This is a genomic window from Lysinibacillus sp. SGAir0095 (assembly GCF_005491425.1).
In the GTDB taxonomy this organism is placed as follows: domain Bacteria; phylum Bacillota; class Bacilli; order Bacillales_A; family Planococcaceae; genus Ureibacillus.
The window spans coordinates 4,009,668-4,025,701 of the sequence record NZ_CP028083.1 but is presented as its reverse complement, the minus strand read 5'-3'; the positions used below and the strand labels follow the sequence as shown (position 1 = coordinate 4,025,701).

Sequence of the window (16,034 nt, the reverse complement as noted above, 5' to 3'; positions counted from 1 at the left end):
TAAATGAAAAAGTCTAAAGTCTTTTGGGTATTTTCTGTTTTAGCGCTAGTAATCTATGCAGTCGTTCAAGGTTTAATTTCAGGTGGAATACTAGATTTATATTATCAAAATATTTTAGTGCAAATGTGTATTAACATTATGCTTGCTGTTAGTTTACATATCGTTATTGGAATTACGGGACAATTTTCGATTGGACATGCTGGTTTTATGGCTGTAGGTGCATATTTCAGTGCCATTGCAACTATGAAATTAGGCTTGCCACTTCCTGTAGGACTAATATTAGGAGCAGGTGTAGCAGCTTTAGCAGGTTTACTTGTCGGTTTACCGACATTACGCCTTAAAGGGGACTATTTAGCAATCGCGACTCTTGGGTTTGCAGAAATTATTCGTATTATCTTTTTGAATGTGGATTATGTTGGTGGAGCAGCAGGTATGGTGGTTATGAATATGACTACGTGGACTTATGCTTTCGCGGGTGTTTTCATTACAATCATTGTTATTTCTAACTTCACAAATTCAAGACATGGTCGTGGAGCGATTTCTATTCGTGAAGATGAAATTGCAGCAGACGCCATGGGTATCAATACAACCTATTACAAAGTTGTTGCCTTTACAATCGGTTCGTTATTTGCAGGGCTAGCCGGTGCTATTTATGCACATAACTTTTTCATTATTCAACCGACTACCTTTAACTTCTTAAAATCCTTTGATATTTTAATTTACGTTGTTTTAGGTGGATTAGGAAGTCTTTCCGGATCAGTTATTGCAGCGATCTTTTTAACGGTTGTATCAGCGTTTTTAGCAAACTTCCCGGAAACACGTATGATTATTTATTCACTAGTGCTAATTTTAGTAATGCTATACCGTCCAACAGGTTTAATGGGGACAAAGGAAATTACGTCTTTATTTAAATTTGGAAGAAAAGGAGGTACTAAAATATGACAAGTAACCTTCTAAACGCAGAAAATGTGGGCATTCAATTTGGGGGCTTGAAAGCTGTTCAAAATGTAAATATGTATTTAAATCAAGGCGAGCTAGTGGGCTTAATCGGTCCAAACGGTGCGGGGAAAACAACGACGTTTAATATGATAACGGGTGTATATCAACCAACTGTTGGGACGATTACCTTTGATGACAAAAATTTAAAAGGGCTAAAGCCTTATCAGGTAACAAAGCTTGGAATGAGTCGTACTTTCCAAAATATTCGTTTATTTAAGGATTTATCAGTTTTAGATAATGTAAAGGTTGCCAACCACAATATTGCAAAGCATTCCATTATTTCTTCTATTTTCCGTCTACCAAGTCATTTTAGCGGAGAAGCAAAAATGGAACAGGAATCCATTGAGTTTTTAAAGATTTTTGGTTTAGACGTTTATAAAGATGAATTAGCCAAAAACTTACCATACGGGATGCAGCGTCGTTTGGAAATTGCACGTGCTTTAGCTGCCAAACCTAAGCTATTATTACTGGATGAACCGGCTGCTGGTATGAATCCTCAAGAGACGCATGATTTAATGGAGTTAATAGCGTTTATCCGAAAAGAATTTGATTTAACGATTTTGTTGATTGAACATGATATGCATTTGGTTATGGGGATTTGCGAACGTATTTATGTGCTTGACCACGGTCAATTAATTGCTGATGGGAAGCCAGAAGAAATTCGGAATAATCCTAAAGTAATTGAAGCATATCTTGGCGAGGAGGTGGCTGATTAATGCTAAAGGTAAATAACATCGAGGTATTTTATGGTAACATTCATGCATTAAAAGATGTCTCCTTGGAAGTAAATGAAGGTGAAGTTGTTACATTAATCGGAGCAAATGGTGCAGGGAAATCAACGCTGTTAAAAACATTGTCGGGTTTATTGAAGCCTAAAAAAGGCGAAATTTTGTATCAAACACAGCCAATCGGCGGGAAAGCCGCACAGACAATTGTAAAAAGTGGTATTTCACATGTTCCAGAAGGTAGACGCGTTTTTTCGACGATGTCTGTAGAGGAAAACTTGGAGCTAGGCGCGTATTTACGTAATGATCGTGATGGAATTAAAAAGGATATGGCAAATGTCTATGATTTATTCCCGATTTTAGGAGAACGCCGTAAACAGCCATCAGGTACATTATCAGGTGGGGAACAGCAAATGCTCGCAATGGGTCGTGCACTGATGGCGAAGCCCAAGCTATTACTGCTAGATGAACCATCCATGGGGTTAGCTCCGTTAATCGTAAAGCAAATCTTTGAAATTATTAAAATGGTGAATGAGCAAGGAACCACTGTTTTATTGGTAGAGCAAAATGCGAATATGGCACTATCCATCGCAAATCGTGCTTATGTAATCGAAACAGGTAAAATAGTTCTTTCCGGAACAGCGAAAGAACTTCAAGAAAGTGAACAAGTAAAAGCAGCCTATCTTGGGGGCTTGTAACAAAAGGGAAGCCGAAAATGGCTTCCCTTTTTTGCGTGAAATTCATTAGCTTTTCGGTTGATACTTTAATAGAGTAAACAACTCGTTTTTTTCTTTATGGGTTAAGTCTCGCCACTGACCAACTTTCAGGTTTCCAAGATGGATGTTCATAATTCGAATGCGTTGAAGTCTTTTTACAGAGTAACCCAGGGCTGAGCACATACGGCGAATTTGACGATTTAGTCCTTGCTCCAAGATGATTTTGAAGACATGAGATGACACTTTTTCTACCTTGCAGGGCAACGTTTTTGTATCTAAAATCTCCACACCGGAAGCCATTTGTTTTAAAAATTGATCTGTAATTGGTCGATCCACTTGAACAACATATTCTTTTTCGTGATGGTTTTCTGCACGCAGGATTTCATTGACAATATCTCCGTCATTCGTTAACAGCAGTAGTCCTTCCGATTCTTTATCAAGCCGGCCAATGTGGAAAATTCTCTTAGAGTGACCAACAAAATCAACTACATTTCCCTTAATGTGTTTTTCTGTCGTACTTGTTATGCCCACTGGTTTATTTAACGCTATATAGACAAGCTCTTCTTCTTTTTTGACAGGCTTACCATCTACACAGACCACATCACCTTCAATCACCTGACTACCCACAGTGGCAAGCTCTCCATTAATTGTAATCCGGCCCTCCTCAATCCATTTATCTGCACCACGGCGTGAAGTAACGCCGGTTTCACTTAAAAATTTATTTATTCTCATAAACTCTCCTAATAACTTGTAGTAAATCAAGTATACAATAATCAATTTCATTGGCTCTACTATTGTTGACTACAAATGGAAGAAACATTCCTATTAAATCCCCGTTTAACTTTTTTTGCAATTACAAAATCTATAGTATTTGTCGAAAAAATTTCTGTAAAAATTTGTGTTTTTTAGATATATTCTTGCAACTACAACAATATATATTATTAAATACCTTTTCTATTAGATTGGGATACTCTGGTGTAAAGGTATAGGAAGACTAATAGCTGTAAAGGGGAGACTATAATTATGTCAGTATTAACAATGGCTTATGCATTTCCAAACACAGAAGGTGCAGTAGTGAATTTTAAGGATAAGTATGATAATTATATCGGAGGTAAATGGACACCACCTACTAGAGGTCAATACTTTGAAAATGTGACACCAGTTACAGGGAAAGCATTTACAGAGGTTGCTCGTTCAACTGAAGAGGATATTGAATTGGCGTTGGATGCAGCGCATGCAGCAAAAGAGTCTTGGGGAAAAACATCCGTTGCAGAGCGTGCTAATATTTTAAATAAAATTGCAGATCGAATTGAAGAGAATTTAGAAAAGCTGGCTGTCGCGGAAACTTGGGAAAATGGTAAAGCAGTTCGTGAAACTTTAAATGCTGACTTACCACTTGCTATTGACCACTTCCGCTATTTCGCAGGTGCCATTCGTGCACAAGAAGGCGGATTGAGCCAAATTGATAATGATACGGTTGCATACCACTTCCATGAGCCAATTGGTGTAGTAGGGCAAATCATTCCTTGGAATTTCCCTCTACTAATGGCTGTTTGGAAATTAGCACCAGCATTGGCGGCTGGAAACTGCGTAGTATTAAAACCAGCAGAGCAAACACCAACTTCCATTATGGTATTAATGGAGCTAATTGAAGATTTATTGCCACCAGGTGTTGTAAATATTGTGAATGGTTTTGGCTTAGAAGCTGGAAAACCACTTGCTTCTAACCCACGTATCGGCAAAATTGCGTTTACTGGTGAAACAACAACTGGCCGCTTAATTATGCAATATGCCTCACAAAATATTATTCCTGTAACACTTGAATTAGGTGGGAAATCACCAAATATCTTCTTTGAAGATGTAATGGATGCAGATGATGAATTTTTAGATAAAGCAATTGAAGGTTTTGTATTATTTGCACTTAACCAAGGAGAGGTATGTACTTGTCCATCACGTGCATTAATTCAAGAGTCAATTTACGATAAATTCATAGAGCGTGCGTTAAAAAGAGTTGAAGAAATTAAAACAGGAAATCCATTAGATCCAAGTACAATGATGGGTGCCCAAGCTTCCTCTGAGCAAATGGAAAAAATCCTCTCTTACTTAGATATCGGAAAACAAGAAGGGGCACAGGTACTAGCAGGAGGAGATCGTAATGCTTTAGAAGGTGACCTGTCAGATGGCTATTATATTCAGCCAACTGTATTTAAAGGGGATAACAGTATGCGTATCTTCCAGGAAGAAATTTTTGGTCCTGTTGTGGCAGTTACAACGTTCAAAACAAAAGAAGAAGCGTTGGAAATTGCAAATGACACGCTTTACGGTTTAGGTGCAGGGGTTTGGACACGTGATATGAATACTGCATACCGTTTTGGTCGAGGTATTGAAGCGGGTCGTGTATGGACAAACTGCTATCACGCATACCCAGCGCACGCTGCATTTGGAGGCTACAAAATGTCTGGCGTAGGCCGTGAAAATCACAAGATGATGCTAGAGCATTATCAACAAACGAAAAACCTACTAGTAAGCTATAGTCCTAACAAACTTGGATTCTTCTAATTCTTAATAAGGCGCGTTTTTTTAGTAAAGGGGGGCTCATGTGGTTCAACGTGTAACTGCTACCGATGCCGCACTTGAATTGATTGAAAAGTTAAAGGACAAGCATGGTCCAATCATGTTCCATCAATCGGGTGGTTGCTGTGATGGTTCTTCGCCGATGTGTTACCCAGAAGGAGATCTAATCATTGGGAATGCCGATATTCTACTTGGTGAGATAGGTGGAGCCAAGTTTTATATGCACAAAAGCCAGTTCGATTATTGGAAGCATACGCAGCTCATTATTGATGTAGTGGAAGGTCGAGGAGGAATGTTTTCGTTAGAGGGTGTCGAGGGGAAACGTTTTCTTACTAGATCTAGAGCTTTTACATCAGAAGAGTTAGCACAACTAATATAAAGGTGGGAGGTTTTTTGCTAGAATATTCTGGCAGGGAACCTCTTTTTTGATTTAATCTGCAAATAGTTCTTTAGTTAAGTTTTCTATGAAACTATTTCCCGAGAAAAGTAGTAGTTAATGATGGGAGTGATTTAGATGAGTGAAGAGCAATTCATAAAGGCGTTTCAAGACAATTATAATCGTCTTTTCAATTATACCGGTGGTCATGACATTCAGCTAATGCATTCATTAGCATGCAGATATACACTTGCTCAAAAACAATTTAGTGGAGTCATTCTACAAAAAATAATAGAAGAAATTCAAGAAAGTGGAGAGAAGGCATTACCGACACGATTGGAGTCGAATACAAGCTACAAATTAGCCTTCCACCTCTTACAACAGGAGGATAGGAACAAGGAAATCAAACACATCATAGCGAATGACCTACTATTAGATCAAGTCAAATTCAAAAAGACACCACATCGAATAGTAGGAGCTTTATTTTTACAGCCAAGTAATCTGGAGCATGCACAAAGAGCAAAGCAATTATATGATGAAATGAACCGAAATCAACGGTTTTTAACGTCCAAAGAAGATATTCCATATGCTGTTTTTTTAACAGCAAACTCGAATGTACAACCAAAAACTCAAGCAGATACGATAATGAAGTACTACAGCAACCTAAGAAATAATCAATTTACAATGGGAAACCACTTACAGGCACTAGCACAAATCATGACTGTGTATAGTGAAGATTATAATAAAATTATGTTGGAATATGTTGTGAAGCTAAGGGAAGAACTGATAGAACGAGGCGTAAAAGTGAAAAAACTTCATTACCCTTATTTGGGTGTTTTAGCTTTAGCTGCAACAGATAATTCAAAAATAAACGAACTTACTTCTTTACATAATCAGTTAATGGGGCAGAAGATTTTTAAAAACGTCAAGGACTATGCATTGATTGTAGCCATTCAAAAGATTGTTCATGATTTAGTTGAGGTGCATAATTTAATTGATATTTCAGGTTTAACAAGCATCTTAACTTTATTTGATATTGTCGACTTTGTCTTAGAGCTAGGTTCCATCATTCCATCAGGTGGAATTTCGGATGTATTCGATTTTTTTAACTAATCATTAATCTTACATAAGAGTGAGTTTTGGACAACAGTGATACAATAGAATAAGAAGGCTAGAGGAGGTTGTTTTCGGTTGGAAGAAACAAAATTATGGATTAATGGAAATTGGGAAAATGCCCAAAAAACTTATTCATTAACTGCACCTTATTCTGGAGAAGTTATTGCAGAGGTAGCGAAGGCTTCTGTTAAAGATGTGGAACGTGCGATTGAAGGGGCACATAAGTCATTTCAATCTTTTAAGAAAACAACTGCTTATGAAAGGGCAGAAATTTTATATAAAGTAGTAGAGATTATGCGTGAACGAAAAGAAGAGTTCGCGCGAATTTTAGCTTTGGAAGCGGGAAAACCATTGTCTGCTAGCTTAACAGAGATAGACAGAACAATCGCAACGTATCAATTCTCGGCTGAAGCAGCAAAACAATCTACGGGGGAAACTGTTCCATTAGATGCTGCTCCAGGAACGAAAGACCGGATTGGTTATACTAAAAGGGTTCCAATTGGTGTTGTGTCTGCCATTACACCATTTAACTTCCCGTTTAACCTGGTGGCCCATAAATTAGGGCCAGCAATTGCTGTTGGAAACTCCGTTGTATTGAAGCCTGCTACACAAACGCCATTAACTTCACTTGTTATGGCGGAAGTATTCAAGGAAGCGGGATTACCGGATGGAGTGCTTCAAATTGTTACAGGCTCTGGCAGTGAGTTAAGTGATTCACTTGTAACCCATCCTCTTGTTAAAAAAGTAACATTTACAGGTAGTGGTGCAGTTGGATTGAAAATAAAAGAAAAAGTGGGACTACGTAAACTTACGTTAGAATTAGGCTCTAATGCTGCAGTAGTTGTCGAGCCAAGTACACCTATAGATGAAATTATTTCGCGCTGTGTAGCCGGTGCATTTGGATATGCAGGACAAGTTTGTATCTCCCTACAAAGAGTTTATGTGCATGACTCGATTTATGATGAATTTGCTAAAGCTTTTATAGAAAAAACAAGAAAGCTTAAATTAGGTGACCCACTTGACCCTTCAACGGATGTTAGTGCGATGATTAATCCAAAAGAACTTGAACGAATTAAACAATGGATTGAAGAGGCAAAATCCGAAGGGGCAAAAGTAGCCACAGGTGCAGAGTTTACGCAAAGGACATTACAACCAACAGTCATGGTGAATGTAAAGCCTCATATGAAAGTAGTTTGCCAAGAAACTTTTGCACCTATTGTGTCACTTGTACCTTATTCAACGTTGGATGAGGCAATCTCTTTAGTCAATGCTTCAGATTTGGGCTTAAACGCAGGGATTTTTACAAATGTTTTGACTGATGCTATGAAGGCGGCAGAAGAAATGGAAGCAGGAACTGTTGTGATTAATGATATTCCAACATTCAGAGTTGATAACATGCCATATGGTGGGGTTAAAAATAGTGGATACGGAAGAGAAGGCATTAAATATGCAATTGAAGAAATGACAGATTTGAAGTTTATTACGATTAAAACTACAATATAATTTGATTTAGTACTTGAGAAATTTAAACTGAATGAAGTTAATGTGGTTTGACTCTTTCATGTATCAAACAGTGTAAACAGTATTATCATCGAAGAGAAGTAGTGGAGGGTCTATATGACAAATGAAGTGCCGATAAGTTATTCTCGTTCTTTTCAGACACACCTTGTATTACCACCAGATACAAATCATCATCATTCCATCTTTGGTGGGAAAGTTCTAGCTTTTATTGATGAGATTGCTGCTATCACCTCTATGAAACATGCCAAGTCAGAGGTTGTTACAGCTTCCTTTGATTCGGTTGATTTTATATCACCTGCTTATGAGGGGGATATTCTTGAATTAGAAGCTATGATCACATCTACTGGACGCTCGTCGATGGAAGTTTACGTCCGGGTTATGGCCCATAACATCATGACTGGTGAGCAAAAGCTAACGACGGAATCATTTGTCACAATGGTGGCTGTAGATGAATCAGGAAAACCGATACAAGTCCCGAAGGTTTACCCGGAAACCGATCGAGAACGTCAGCTTTTCGAAACGGGGTCGGCTCGTAGAGAATTGCGGCAAGCTAAAAGGCAAAATACGATGGCACGTAGGAAGCTATTAGAAAATCTTGAATAAATAAGAGAACCTTCTAAATAGACTAATATAACTTTTTAGAAGGTTCTTTCTATATGGTTATTTAAAACTTTATTCAGTTAATTCGTGAACGATATTTAGCAGTGAATCTGAAGAAGAAGATACTTGAGATGCACTTTCTGTTAGCTCACTAATTAATTTTGAGATTTTTGTGATGTCAGTTGTAGTACTTGTGTATTGCTCTTTAATGCCAGACACTGCTTTTGCAATAGAGTTGAAGGATTCCTCTAGGCTTTGCTGAGTTTGAACGCTTCTTTGTACCTGATCATCCACATTATTGACAGAGTTAGTCATATGCTTGATATTTGTCTCTGTTTCATGGATTAAATAAGAGACATTTTGAACAGCACTTTTCGTTTCTTCAGCTAGTTTCCTTACTTCATCTGCTACAACTGCAAAGCCTTTTCCATGCTCTCCAGCCCGTGCAGCTTCGATGGATGCATTTAATGCCAATAAATTTGTTTGATCAGCAATACCTGTTACGAGTGCAACAATCTCTGAAATCTTTTGGGATGAAGTACGCAAATTACTCATTGACTTTTCAAGCATATTAACACTTTCTAAAATAACTTGCATCAGTTGAGTTTGAGTCTCTAAATGGTTTTTCCCTAAACTAGACTTTTCCTCTGTATCCGCCACAAAATCCAATCCTTGTTTTGTGGCAGCCGCAATACTTCCTGATTGAGAAGAGATGCCATATAAAGAGGCAGTCGTTTCTTGACTAATTGCATTTAACTCCTCTGCTGTATTTTGAACGGAAGAAATCAAAGCATTTTTGATGGCTTCATCCTGTGTACGGATGCGTTGTTGTTCCGCTTCATAAGCTTGAATAACTAGCTGTTGTTCAAGATTAATAATTTTAGAGAAAGCATTGATTGCTTTTAGAGAATCTTCTTTTGAAATATCCAGCTCGTTTATAAAATTGTTAAAAGTAGACGTCAATGATTGGAATGAGCTTAAATACCATTGCGATTCTAGGCCGATACGTACATGTGTTGCAGCGATTGTATTTCTTTGTCTTACATAGTCATCATTGATTTTACTTTCGAAAATTTCAGATAAATGTTTTGTTAATGTACCCTTTAATCGTTCAATTTTTGAATGTTGATTGATAATGCTCATTAGATGATGACTCTTTATCAGTGCGTCATAAAATTGATTAACCATTTCGGGAATAAATTGTTCAGTTAAAGGTTTTAGTTGCTTTAAGATAGCTAGGTCTTCAACTGTTAAATTAATCAGTTGAACTTGATTCTGAAGATCTGGGTAATTAGATAGATTTAATGTAACTTCCTGTATGTATTTTTCTACATCGAAATAGCGGGAATTCCGTTTTTGTAGATTTTTTTTGAAAATAGACATTATATTCTCCGTTCTACTATTTTATAGAAATGATACTTTATATCTATGATACATTAAATCTGTTTGTATATTCCATAAAGATGTGAGGTTACGATAGAAAATATTAATAGTTTAATAATTCTATGTACCTCGATTTGTAATTTAGAAATATCCCATGTAAAATACGAGGTGTTTAGGTAACAAAGGAATGTAAGTAAATAATACAAATAGATAATATTATGTAAAGGACGTTAAAAAATGGAGAAACGCCGATTTAAATTTGTCATTCCATCAATGGTGGTAGTAGCTGTTGGGGCAATTTTAATGTTAAGAAACTATTTTCAAGAGGTTTCAACAAGAGATAGTGTATTACTCGTAGTGGTGGCTACATTATTCTCAGGCTTTGTAGCTTATATCCTATTCCCGCATGACGATGAAGAAAAGCCAGACCCAAAGCCGATGAATATGAAGAAAAAAACTTCAAAATAATCCTGTCCGCAAGTAACTAATACTTGCGGATTTTTTCTTTTTCATAATAAGAGCTGCTAAAATAGGGTATTTTAAGTTGAAACTATTTTGGAATTCAACCGTAAAAGTAATATACAATAAAACATAATTGAAAAGAAAGGCTGATAGATAGATGGAAAGTAAATGGGGAAAAGTAATTATCCATGCAAGTGCATTTTTTGCTCCGATGTTGGTGCCGATTTTATTTTGGTTATTAAGCACGGAGGAGGATATTAAGCGACTTTCTATACAAGCATTATTATTCCAGGTAGTGATGTGGCTGTTAATCGGGATATCCAGCTTCTTTAGCTTCATCTTGATAGGGATTCCGTTCTTAATCGTCTTCGTCATCATGACAATCGTTGTTCCAGTTATCGGAATTATAAAAGCGTTAAACGAAGAAAAATGGAATTACCCGATTGTTGGACGTTGGGTATAAGCCAATTGTAAAAATTAGGGTTTAGATTAAAGTAATTAACATCATAATAAGAAATGAACCAAAAGTAGTTATTAAATACTTTTTGGGGCTATTTCTTAAAATAAAGTTCCTGTGAAACGTATTTGAAAGAGGTGGTCTCATGTTGAAAAGAGATTGCCTCTTTATTTTATTAGGCATAAATCTGTATTCGAGGATTCCTGGTAGTTCGGCATGAAAATTGGGATTTTGATCTTGGGCATTTGATTTGCATTTTGATTTTGATGTTTATATAATATAGTCAAAGATAGTCAAAGTCAGTGTGTGATTGGGGTGAGGAATAAAAAATGAGAAATATATCTGACATCATTGAAGGTTATTTGAAACAAGTTATCGAATTAGGTGGTCAAGGACATATTGAAATCAAACGTAGTGAGTTGGCAGATAAGTTTCAATGCGTCCCCTCGCAGATAAATTATGTGATCAATACGCGATTTACTGCTGAAAGAGGTTATCTTGTTGAAAGTAAACGAGGAGGCGGTGGCTATATCCGAATCTTACGTGTTAAAGCACATTCCAGAATTGATTTGCTGGAGGATATGATTAGCCAAATTAATCATGGTGCAACACAAGCAATGGCAGAAGATATTATTTATCGTTTAATCGATGAACAAGTAATCTCAAAACGCGAAGCAAAACTAATGCTGGCTGCAATCGATAGGTCTACACTTCGACTACAATTACCGATTAGAGACGAGTTAAGATCCTATATACTGCAATCTATGTTGACCACATTAAAATACGATAAATAACTTGGGCTCAAATTATTAGGAGCTCTCGATCATTATAAATACATTTTTAAAAAAGGGGTGAGGTCATGGTTTGTGAACACTGTAAAGAGCGACAAGCTACAGTAACAGTAACACAAGTAGTTAATGGCCAAAAAAGTGAAAAACATTATTGTGAGGTTTGTGCACAAAATTTTCATCCTTTTAATTTAGATTTTCATAAAGAAGAACAAATTCCAATTCATCAGCTTGTTTCTAATTTATTTGGATTACCTGTTTGGAATAGCGGGACACAGGAAAAAGCACAATCAACTACTCAAAAAAGTGCTAAATGTCCGACGTGTGGCTTCACGTTTCGTAAATTTTTGAATGAAGGGAAGCTTGGTTGTCCACAATGTTATGAAACCTTTGGTAAACAACTTCCGCTTGTTCTGACAAAAATACAAGCAGGAACCACTCATAGCGGAAAAGCACCTGGAAAGCCGAATCATCATAACGAGTGGATCAAAAAGCAAATAGAGTCTACTCGGGAACAATTACAATTAGCCATACATGAAGAACGTTTTGAAGATGCGGCTGGCTTACGTGATGAGATTCGAGAGATGGAGCGTAGGTTGGAACGTGGGGGTGTTGATACACCATGAATCTTGAACACTTTTTAAAAAGCGGTGCACCAGGATGGATGGATGTAAAAGGACTTGATGCAGACATTGTTTTGAGCACACGTATTCGTTTAGCCAGAAACTTGGATGGTTATCGTTTCCCATTAAGCTTTACAGAAAATGAAGCCCATCAAATTGATGAAATGGTTAACGAAGCGTTAAATTCTATTAAAGCTGAGGGCCATAAGTTTTCGCATTTTACCATTAAAGAAATGCCTGCACTGCAAAGGCAAGTTTTAGTTGAAAAGCACCTGATCAGTCCTCTTTTAGCAAAAAAAGAGAAGTCCGCCTCTGTTCATATATCGAATGATGAAGCAATAAGTATAATGGTAAACGAAGAAGATCACTTGCGGATTCAATGCTTGGCTCCAGGACTTCAGCTTGCAGAAACCTATGCAAATGCCTATAAGCTAGATAGCAAATTAGAAGTTCATCTTCCTTATGCTTTTAATGAGTCATTTGGTTACTTAACGAGCTGCCCAACCAATGTTGGCACAGGACTTCGAGCATCAGTTATGATGCATTTGCCGGCCCTTACCATGTCTAAACAAATAAAAGTAGTTACACAGATGCTTGCACGATTAGGAATGGTAGTAAGGGGTATATATGGAGAAGGCAGTGAAAATTTAGGGAATATTTATCAAATCTCTAATCAAGTAACACTAGGTAAATCGGAAGAGGAGATTTTAAAAGACCTGCAAGAGGTCGCGTTACAAATTATCAAAAATGAGCGCGGTGCTCGAGAGGCATTATTAAAAAATTCTCGAATAATATTAGAAGACCGCTTTAATCGTTCGTTAGGTACTTTAAAGTATGCCCGAATCATGACGAGCGAAGAAGCTGCTTCTTGTTTATCAAATGTTCGCCTTGGAGTTGATGTAGGCATCATTAAGGATGTCCCATTGAATGTATTAAATGAGTGCATGATTCTTATACAACCAGGCTTTGTACAGCAGTATGCAGGTACAACTCTTCAAGCTAGTGAACGAGATATGTATAGAGCAAAACTATTACGTGAAAAGTTAAATTTGAATAATCAAAAGTTATTGGAAAAAGGAGAGGAAAGATATGATGTTTAACCGTTTTACTCAACGTGCACAAAAAGTATTGCAATTAGCACAAGAAGAAGCAATTCGTTGGAAACACGAATCCATTGGGACAGAACATATTTTACTTGGCCTTATTCGTGAAGGTGGGGGAATTGCAGCAAAAGCCCTAGAAGCAATTGATGTGAGCCCGCAAATTATAGAATCAGGCATTGAAGAGCTGGTTGGAAAAGGTGCAAAGGATGTTGGTCCGATTGTTCACTATACGCCAAGAGCTAAAAAAGTCATTGAATTATCAGTAGACGAGTCTAGAAAGCTAGGCCATGCCTATATCGGAACAGAGCATATTTTACTTGCTTTAATCCGTGAAGGTGAAGGGGTAGCGGCTCGAGTATTAGCGAACGCTGGAGTGAGCTTAAACAAAGCGCGTCAACAAGTTCTTTTATTACTTGGTAACAATGATGCTGCTCAAAACGCGAGCAATCCTACTCAATCTGTAAATACACCAACATTAGATGGTTTAGCTCGCGACTTGACGGCGATTGCTCGTGAAGGCTCACTAGATCCTGTAATCGGTCGTAGTAAAGAAATTACTCGTGTAATCGAGGTGCTTTCTCGTCGTACAAAAAACAATCCTGTATTAATTGGTGAACCGGGGGTTGGTAAAACAGCGATTGCAGAAGGCTTAGCACAGCAAATCGTAAACAATGAAGTACCTGAGACGCTTCGTGATAAACGAGTGATGACATTGGATATGGGTACAGTTGTTGCCGGAACAAAATATCGTGGTGAGTTTGAAGATCGCTTGAAAAAAGTGATGGATGAAATTCGCCAAGCGGGTAATGTTATTCTTTTCATTGATGAGCTACACACATTAATTGGTGCTGGTGGTGCAGAAGGAGCAATCGATGCCTCAAACATTTTAAAACCTTCATTAGCACGTGGCGAACTACAATGTATTGGTGCAACAACATTGGATGAGTATCGTAAATACATTGAAAAGGATGCTGCTTTAGAGCGTCGTTTCCAACCAATTCAAGTAGATGAACCATCGGTGGATGAAACAATTCAAATTATTAAAGGCTTACGTGATCGTTATGAAGCACATCACCGTGTGAAAATTACAGATGAAGCTGTTGATGCGGCAGCAAAATTATCAGACCGTTATATTTCAGATCGATTCTTGCCAGATAAAGCGATTGACTTAATTGATGAAGCGGGGTCAAAAGTACGCTTACGTTCATTCACTGTTCCACCAAATTTAAAAGCTTTAGAGGATAAATTAGAAGGTGTGCGTTCTGAAAAAAATGCAGCCGTATCAAGCCAAGAGTTTGAAAAAGCAGCAGCATTAAGAGATACAGAACAAAAAATTAAAGATGAATTAGAGGCCACAAAGAAAACGTGGAAGGAAAAACAAGGGAAAGAAGAGTCCGAAGTTACAGTAGAGGACATCGCAATGGTGGTTTCTATGTGGACTGGAATCCCTGTTTCAAAAATTGCTCAAGAGGAATCTGCAAAACTTCTTAACCTTGAAGATGAGTTACACAAACGTGTTGTAGGTCAAGGTGAAGCGGTAGAAGCCATTTCTCGTGCAATCCGTCGTGCTCGTGCAGGATTAAAAGATCCAAAACGCCCAATCGGTTCATTCATCTTCTTGGGACCTACAGGGGTTGGTAAAACTGAGCTTGCACGTGCCCTTGCTGAAGTAATGTTCGGCGATGAGGACGCAATGATTCGAATTGACATGTCCGAATACATGGAGAAACATTCAACTTCTCGCTTAGTTGGTTCACCTCCAGGTTATGTAGGTTTTGATGAAGGCGGACAATTAACAGAAAAAGTTCGTCGTAAACCATATTCTGTTGTATTGCTTGACGAAATTGAAAAAGCACATCCAGATGTGTTCAACATTTTACTTCAAGTACTAGATGATGGCCGTTTAACGGATTCTAAAGGTCGTACTGTAGATTTCCGAAATACAGTGGTAATCATGACATCGAACGTTGGTGCTGATGCACTTAAATATCAAAAATCATTAGGCTTTGGTGTTGGCAGCGCCGAATCAACGAAGTATAAAGATATGAAGGGCACTATGCTTGAAGAATTGAAAAAAGCATTCCGTCCGGAGTTCTTAAACCGAATCGATGAGATGATTGTGTTCCACTCACTTGAAAAAGACGAGTTAAAACAAATCATCGCTCTAATGGCGAAATCTTTGACAAACCGCCTAAGAGAACAAAATATTGAGCTGGAGCTTACAGATGCCGCACTTGAGAAAATTGCTCAAGAAGGATATGATCCACAATATGGTGCACGTCCATTACGTCGTTCGCTGCAAAAACATGTGGAGGACCGCCTATCTGAAGAGGTATTAAAAGGTACAATCAGCACAGGTCAAAGTGTCGTTATCGATTATGCTGATAATGAATTTATCGTAAGGCCAAAAAATGCAGTGCTAACTAAATAATTTAAAGCTATTAAGCGGTTGACTGATTTCACGGTCAGCCGCTTCTGTTTTTCGGTGATATACTTCAACAGGGTAACAATTTTTTCGAAATTATAAAATTCAATTTACCTCCTGGTAATATATTAGGAGGTTCACAGGTTGTCATGTACAATTGACTAAA

At 37.7% G+C, this 16,034-nt stretch carries 16 protein-coding genes; 14 read left to right on the top strand and 2 right to left on the bottom strand.

Features of this window, described 5'->3' with window-relative positions:
- Positions 1 to 3 precede the first annotated feature (3 nt).
- Genes C1N55_RS19835 through C1N55_RS19825 form a run of 3 tightly spaced genes read left to right on the top strand, consistent with a single transcriptional unit; the run spans position 4 to position 2,422 of the window.
- Positions 4 to 942, top strand: coding sequence for a branched-chain amino acid ABC transporter permease (locus C1N55_RS19835; protein WP_137730377.1), 939 nt, complete (start codon positions 4 to 6; stop codon positions 940 to 942).
- Positions 939 to 1,715, top strand: coding sequence for an ABC transporter ATP-binding protein (locus C1N55_RS19830; RefSeq protein ID WP_137730376.1), 777 nt, complete (start codon positions 939 to 941; stop codon positions 1,713 to 1,715). The genes C1N55_RS19835 and C1N55_RS19830 overlap by 4 nt, the downstream gene beginning before the upstream one ends.
- Positions 1,715 to 2,422, top strand: a complete 708-nt coding sequence (locus C1N55_RS19825) for an ABC transporter ATP-binding protein (protein WP_137730375.1) — start codon at positions 1,715 to 1,717, stop codon at positions 2,420 to 2,422. Before C1N55_RS19830 ends, C1N55_RS19825 begins: the two co-directional genes overlap by 1 nt.
- Before the next feature lie 45 nt (positions 2,423 to 2,467).
- On the opposite strand, the gene rluF is transcribed toward C1N55_RS19825, so the two are convergent.
- Positions 2,468 to 3,172 carry a 23S rRNA pseudouridine(2604) synthase RluF gene (gene rluF, locus C1N55_RS19820; protein WP_137730709.1) on the bottom strand — a complete coding sequence of 235 codons (705 nt, stop codon included), beginning with the start codon at positions 3,170 to 3,172 and terminating at the stop codon, positions 2,468 to 2,470.
- Positions 3,173 to 3,478: 306 nt separating this feature from the next.
- Here rluF and adh point away from each other — a divergent pair, with 306 nt between their 5' ends.
- The 5 genes from adh (at position 3,479) to C1N55_RS19795 (ending at position 8,630) form a co-directional block, all read left to right on the top strand.
- Positions 3,479 to 4,999 carry an aldehyde dehydrogenase gene (gene adh / locus C1N55_RS19815; RefSeq protein WP_137730708.1) on the top strand — a complete coding sequence of 507 codons (1,521 nt, stop codon included), beginning with the start codon at positions 3,479 to 3,481 and terminating at the stop codon, positions 4,997 to 4,999.
- 40 nt (positions 5,000 to 5,039) lie between these two features.
- Positions 5,040 to 5,393, top strand: a complete 354-nt coding sequence (locus C1N55_RS19810; RefSeq protein ID WP_137730374.1) for a DUF779 domain-containing protein — start codon at positions 5,040 to 5,042, stop codon at positions 5,391 to 5,393.
- A gap of 135 nt (positions 5,394 to 5,528) precedes the next feature.
- Complete coding sequence (locus C1N55_RS19805; protein ID WP_137730373.1) at positions 5,529 to 6,503, top strand: DUF4003 family protein; 975 nt, start codon at positions 5,529 to 5,531, stop codon at positions 6,501 to 6,503.
- Between the two features lie 78 nt (positions 6,504 to 6,581).
- A complete protein-coding gene (locus C1N55_RS19800) occupies positions 6,582 to 8,009 on the top strand; it encodes an aldehyde dehydrogenase family protein (protein ID WP_137730372.1) in 1,428 nt (475 codons plus the stop codon).
- Positions 8,010 to 8,123: 114 nt separating this feature from the next.
- Positions 8,124 to 8,630, top strand: coding sequence for an acyl-CoA thioesterase (locus C1N55_RS19795; protein ID WP_137730371.1), 507 nt, complete (start codon positions 8,124 to 8,126; stop codon positions 8,628 to 8,630).
- A 69-nt stretch (positions 8,631 to 8,699) separates the two neighbouring features.
- On the opposite strand, the gene C1N55_RS19790 is transcribed toward C1N55_RS19795, so the two are convergent.
- On the bottom strand, positions 8,700 to 10,010 hold the full coding sequence (locus C1N55_RS19790) for a globin-coupled sensor protein (protein ID WP_137730370.1): 1,311 nt from the start codon (positions 10,008 to 10,010) through the stop codon (positions 8,700 to 8,702).
- A gap of 237 nt (positions 10,011 to 10,247) precedes the next feature.
- Here C1N55_RS19790 and C1N55_RS19785 point away from each other — a divergent pair, with 237 nt between their 5' ends.
- The 6 genes from C1N55_RS19785 to C1N55_RS19760 all read left to right on the top strand — a co-directional run bounded on the left by C1N55_RS19785 (position 10,248) and on the right by C1N55_RS19760 (position 15,874).
- Positions 10,248 to 10,478, top strand: a complete 231-nt coding sequence (locus tag C1N55_RS19785; RefSeq protein ID WP_137730369.1) for a hypothetical protein — start codon at positions 10,248 to 10,250, stop codon at positions 10,476 to 10,478.
- A 151-nt stretch (positions 10,479 to 10,629) separates the two neighbouring features.
- Entirely contained in the window at positions 10,630 to 10,935 is a 306-nt protein-coding gene (locus tag C1N55_RS19780; protein WP_137730368.1) for a DUF4870 domain-containing protein, read from the top strand.
- A 323-nt stretch (positions 10,936 to 11,258) separates the two neighbouring features.
- The gene (locus tag C1N55_RS19775) at positions 11,259 to 11,723 is read left to right on the top strand and encodes a CtsR family transcriptional regulator (RefSeq protein ID WP_137730367.1); all 465 of its coding nucleotides are present in this window, start codon (positions 11,259 to 11,261) and stop codon (positions 11,721 to 11,723) included.
- 65 nt (positions 11,724 to 11,788) lie between these two features.
- On the top strand, positions 11,789 to 12,343 hold the full coding sequence (locus tag C1N55_RS19770; protein ID WP_137730366.1) for a UvrB/UvrC motif-containing protein: 555 nt from the start codon (positions 11,789 to 11,791) through the stop codon (positions 12,341 to 12,343).
- Positions 12,340 to 13,440 carry a protein-arginine kinase McsB gene (locus tag C1N55_RS19765; RefSeq protein WP_137730365.1) on the top strand — a complete coding sequence of 367 codons (1,101 nt, stop codon included), beginning with the start codon at positions 12,340 to 12,342 and terminating at the stop codon, positions 13,438 to 13,440. The genes C1N55_RS19770 and C1N55_RS19765 overlap by 4 nt, the downstream gene beginning before the upstream one ends.
- Positions 13,430 to 15,874 (top strand): ATP-dependent Clp protease ATP-binding subunit, encoded by a 2,445-nt coding sequence (locus C1N55_RS19760; RefSeq protein WP_137730364.1) that lies wholly within the window; start codon positions 13,430 to 13,432, stop codon positions 15,872 to 15,874. The genes C1N55_RS19765 and C1N55_RS19760 overlap by 11 nt, the downstream gene beginning before the upstream one ends.
- Positions 15,875 to 16,034: the final 160 nt, after the last annotated feature.

Bases quoted from the DNA above. Each gene is read 5' to 3' on its own strand.
- C1N55_RS19835 (WP_137730377.1), top strand. From the start codon at position 4: ATGAAAAAGTCTAAAGTCTTTTGGGTATTTTCTGTTTTAGCGCTAGTA.
- C1N55_RS19830 (WP_137730376.1), top strand. From the start codon at position 939: ATGACAAGTAACCTTCTAAACGCAGAAAATGTGGGCATTCAATTTGGG.
- C1N55_RS19825 (WP_137730375.1), top strand. From the start codon at position 1,715: ATGCTAAAGGTAAATAACATCGAGGTATTTTATGGTAACATTCATGCA.
- rluF (WP_137730709.1), bottom strand. From the start codon at position 3,172: ATGAGAATAAATAAATTTTTAAGTGAAACCGGCGTTACTTCACGCCGT.
- adh (WP_137730708.1), top strand. From the start codon at position 3,479: ATGGCTTATGCATTTCCAAACACAGAAGGTGCAGTAGTGAATTTTAAG.
- C1N55_RS19805 (WP_137730373.1), top strand. From the start codon at position 5,529: ATGAGTGAAGAGCAATTCATAAAGGCGTTTCAAGACAATTATAATCGT.
- C1N55_RS19795 (WP_137730371.1), top strand. From the start codon at position 8,124: ATGACAAATGAAGTGCCGATAAGTTATTCTCGTTCTTTTCAGACACAC.
- C1N55_RS19790 (WP_137730370.1), bottom strand. From the start codon at position 10,010: ATGTCTATTTTCAAAAAAAATCTACAAAAACGGAATTCCCGCTATTTC.
- C1N55_RS19785 (WP_137730369.1), top strand. From the start codon at position 10,248: ATGGAGAAACGCCGATTTAAATTTGTCATTCCATCAATGGTGGTAGTA.
- C1N55_RS19780 (WP_137730368.1), top strand. From the start codon at position 10,630: ATGGAAAGTAAATGGGGAAAAGTAATTATCCATGCAAGTGCATTTTTT.
- C1N55_RS19775 (WP_137730367.1), top strand. From the start codon at position 11,259: ATGAGAAATATATCTGACATCATTGAAGGTTATTTGAAACAAGTTATC.
- C1N55_RS19770 (WP_137730366.1), top strand. From the start codon at position 11,789: ATGGTTTGTGAACACTGTAAAGAGCGACAAGCTACAGTAACAGTAACA.
- C1N55_RS19765 (WP_137730365.1), top strand. From the start codon at position 12,340: ATGAATCTTGAACACTTTTTAAAAAGCGGTGCACCAGGATGGATGGAT.
- C1N55_RS19760 (WP_137730364.1), top strand. From the start codon at position 13,430: ATGATGTTTAACCGTTTTACTCAACGTGCACAAAAAGTATTGCAATTA.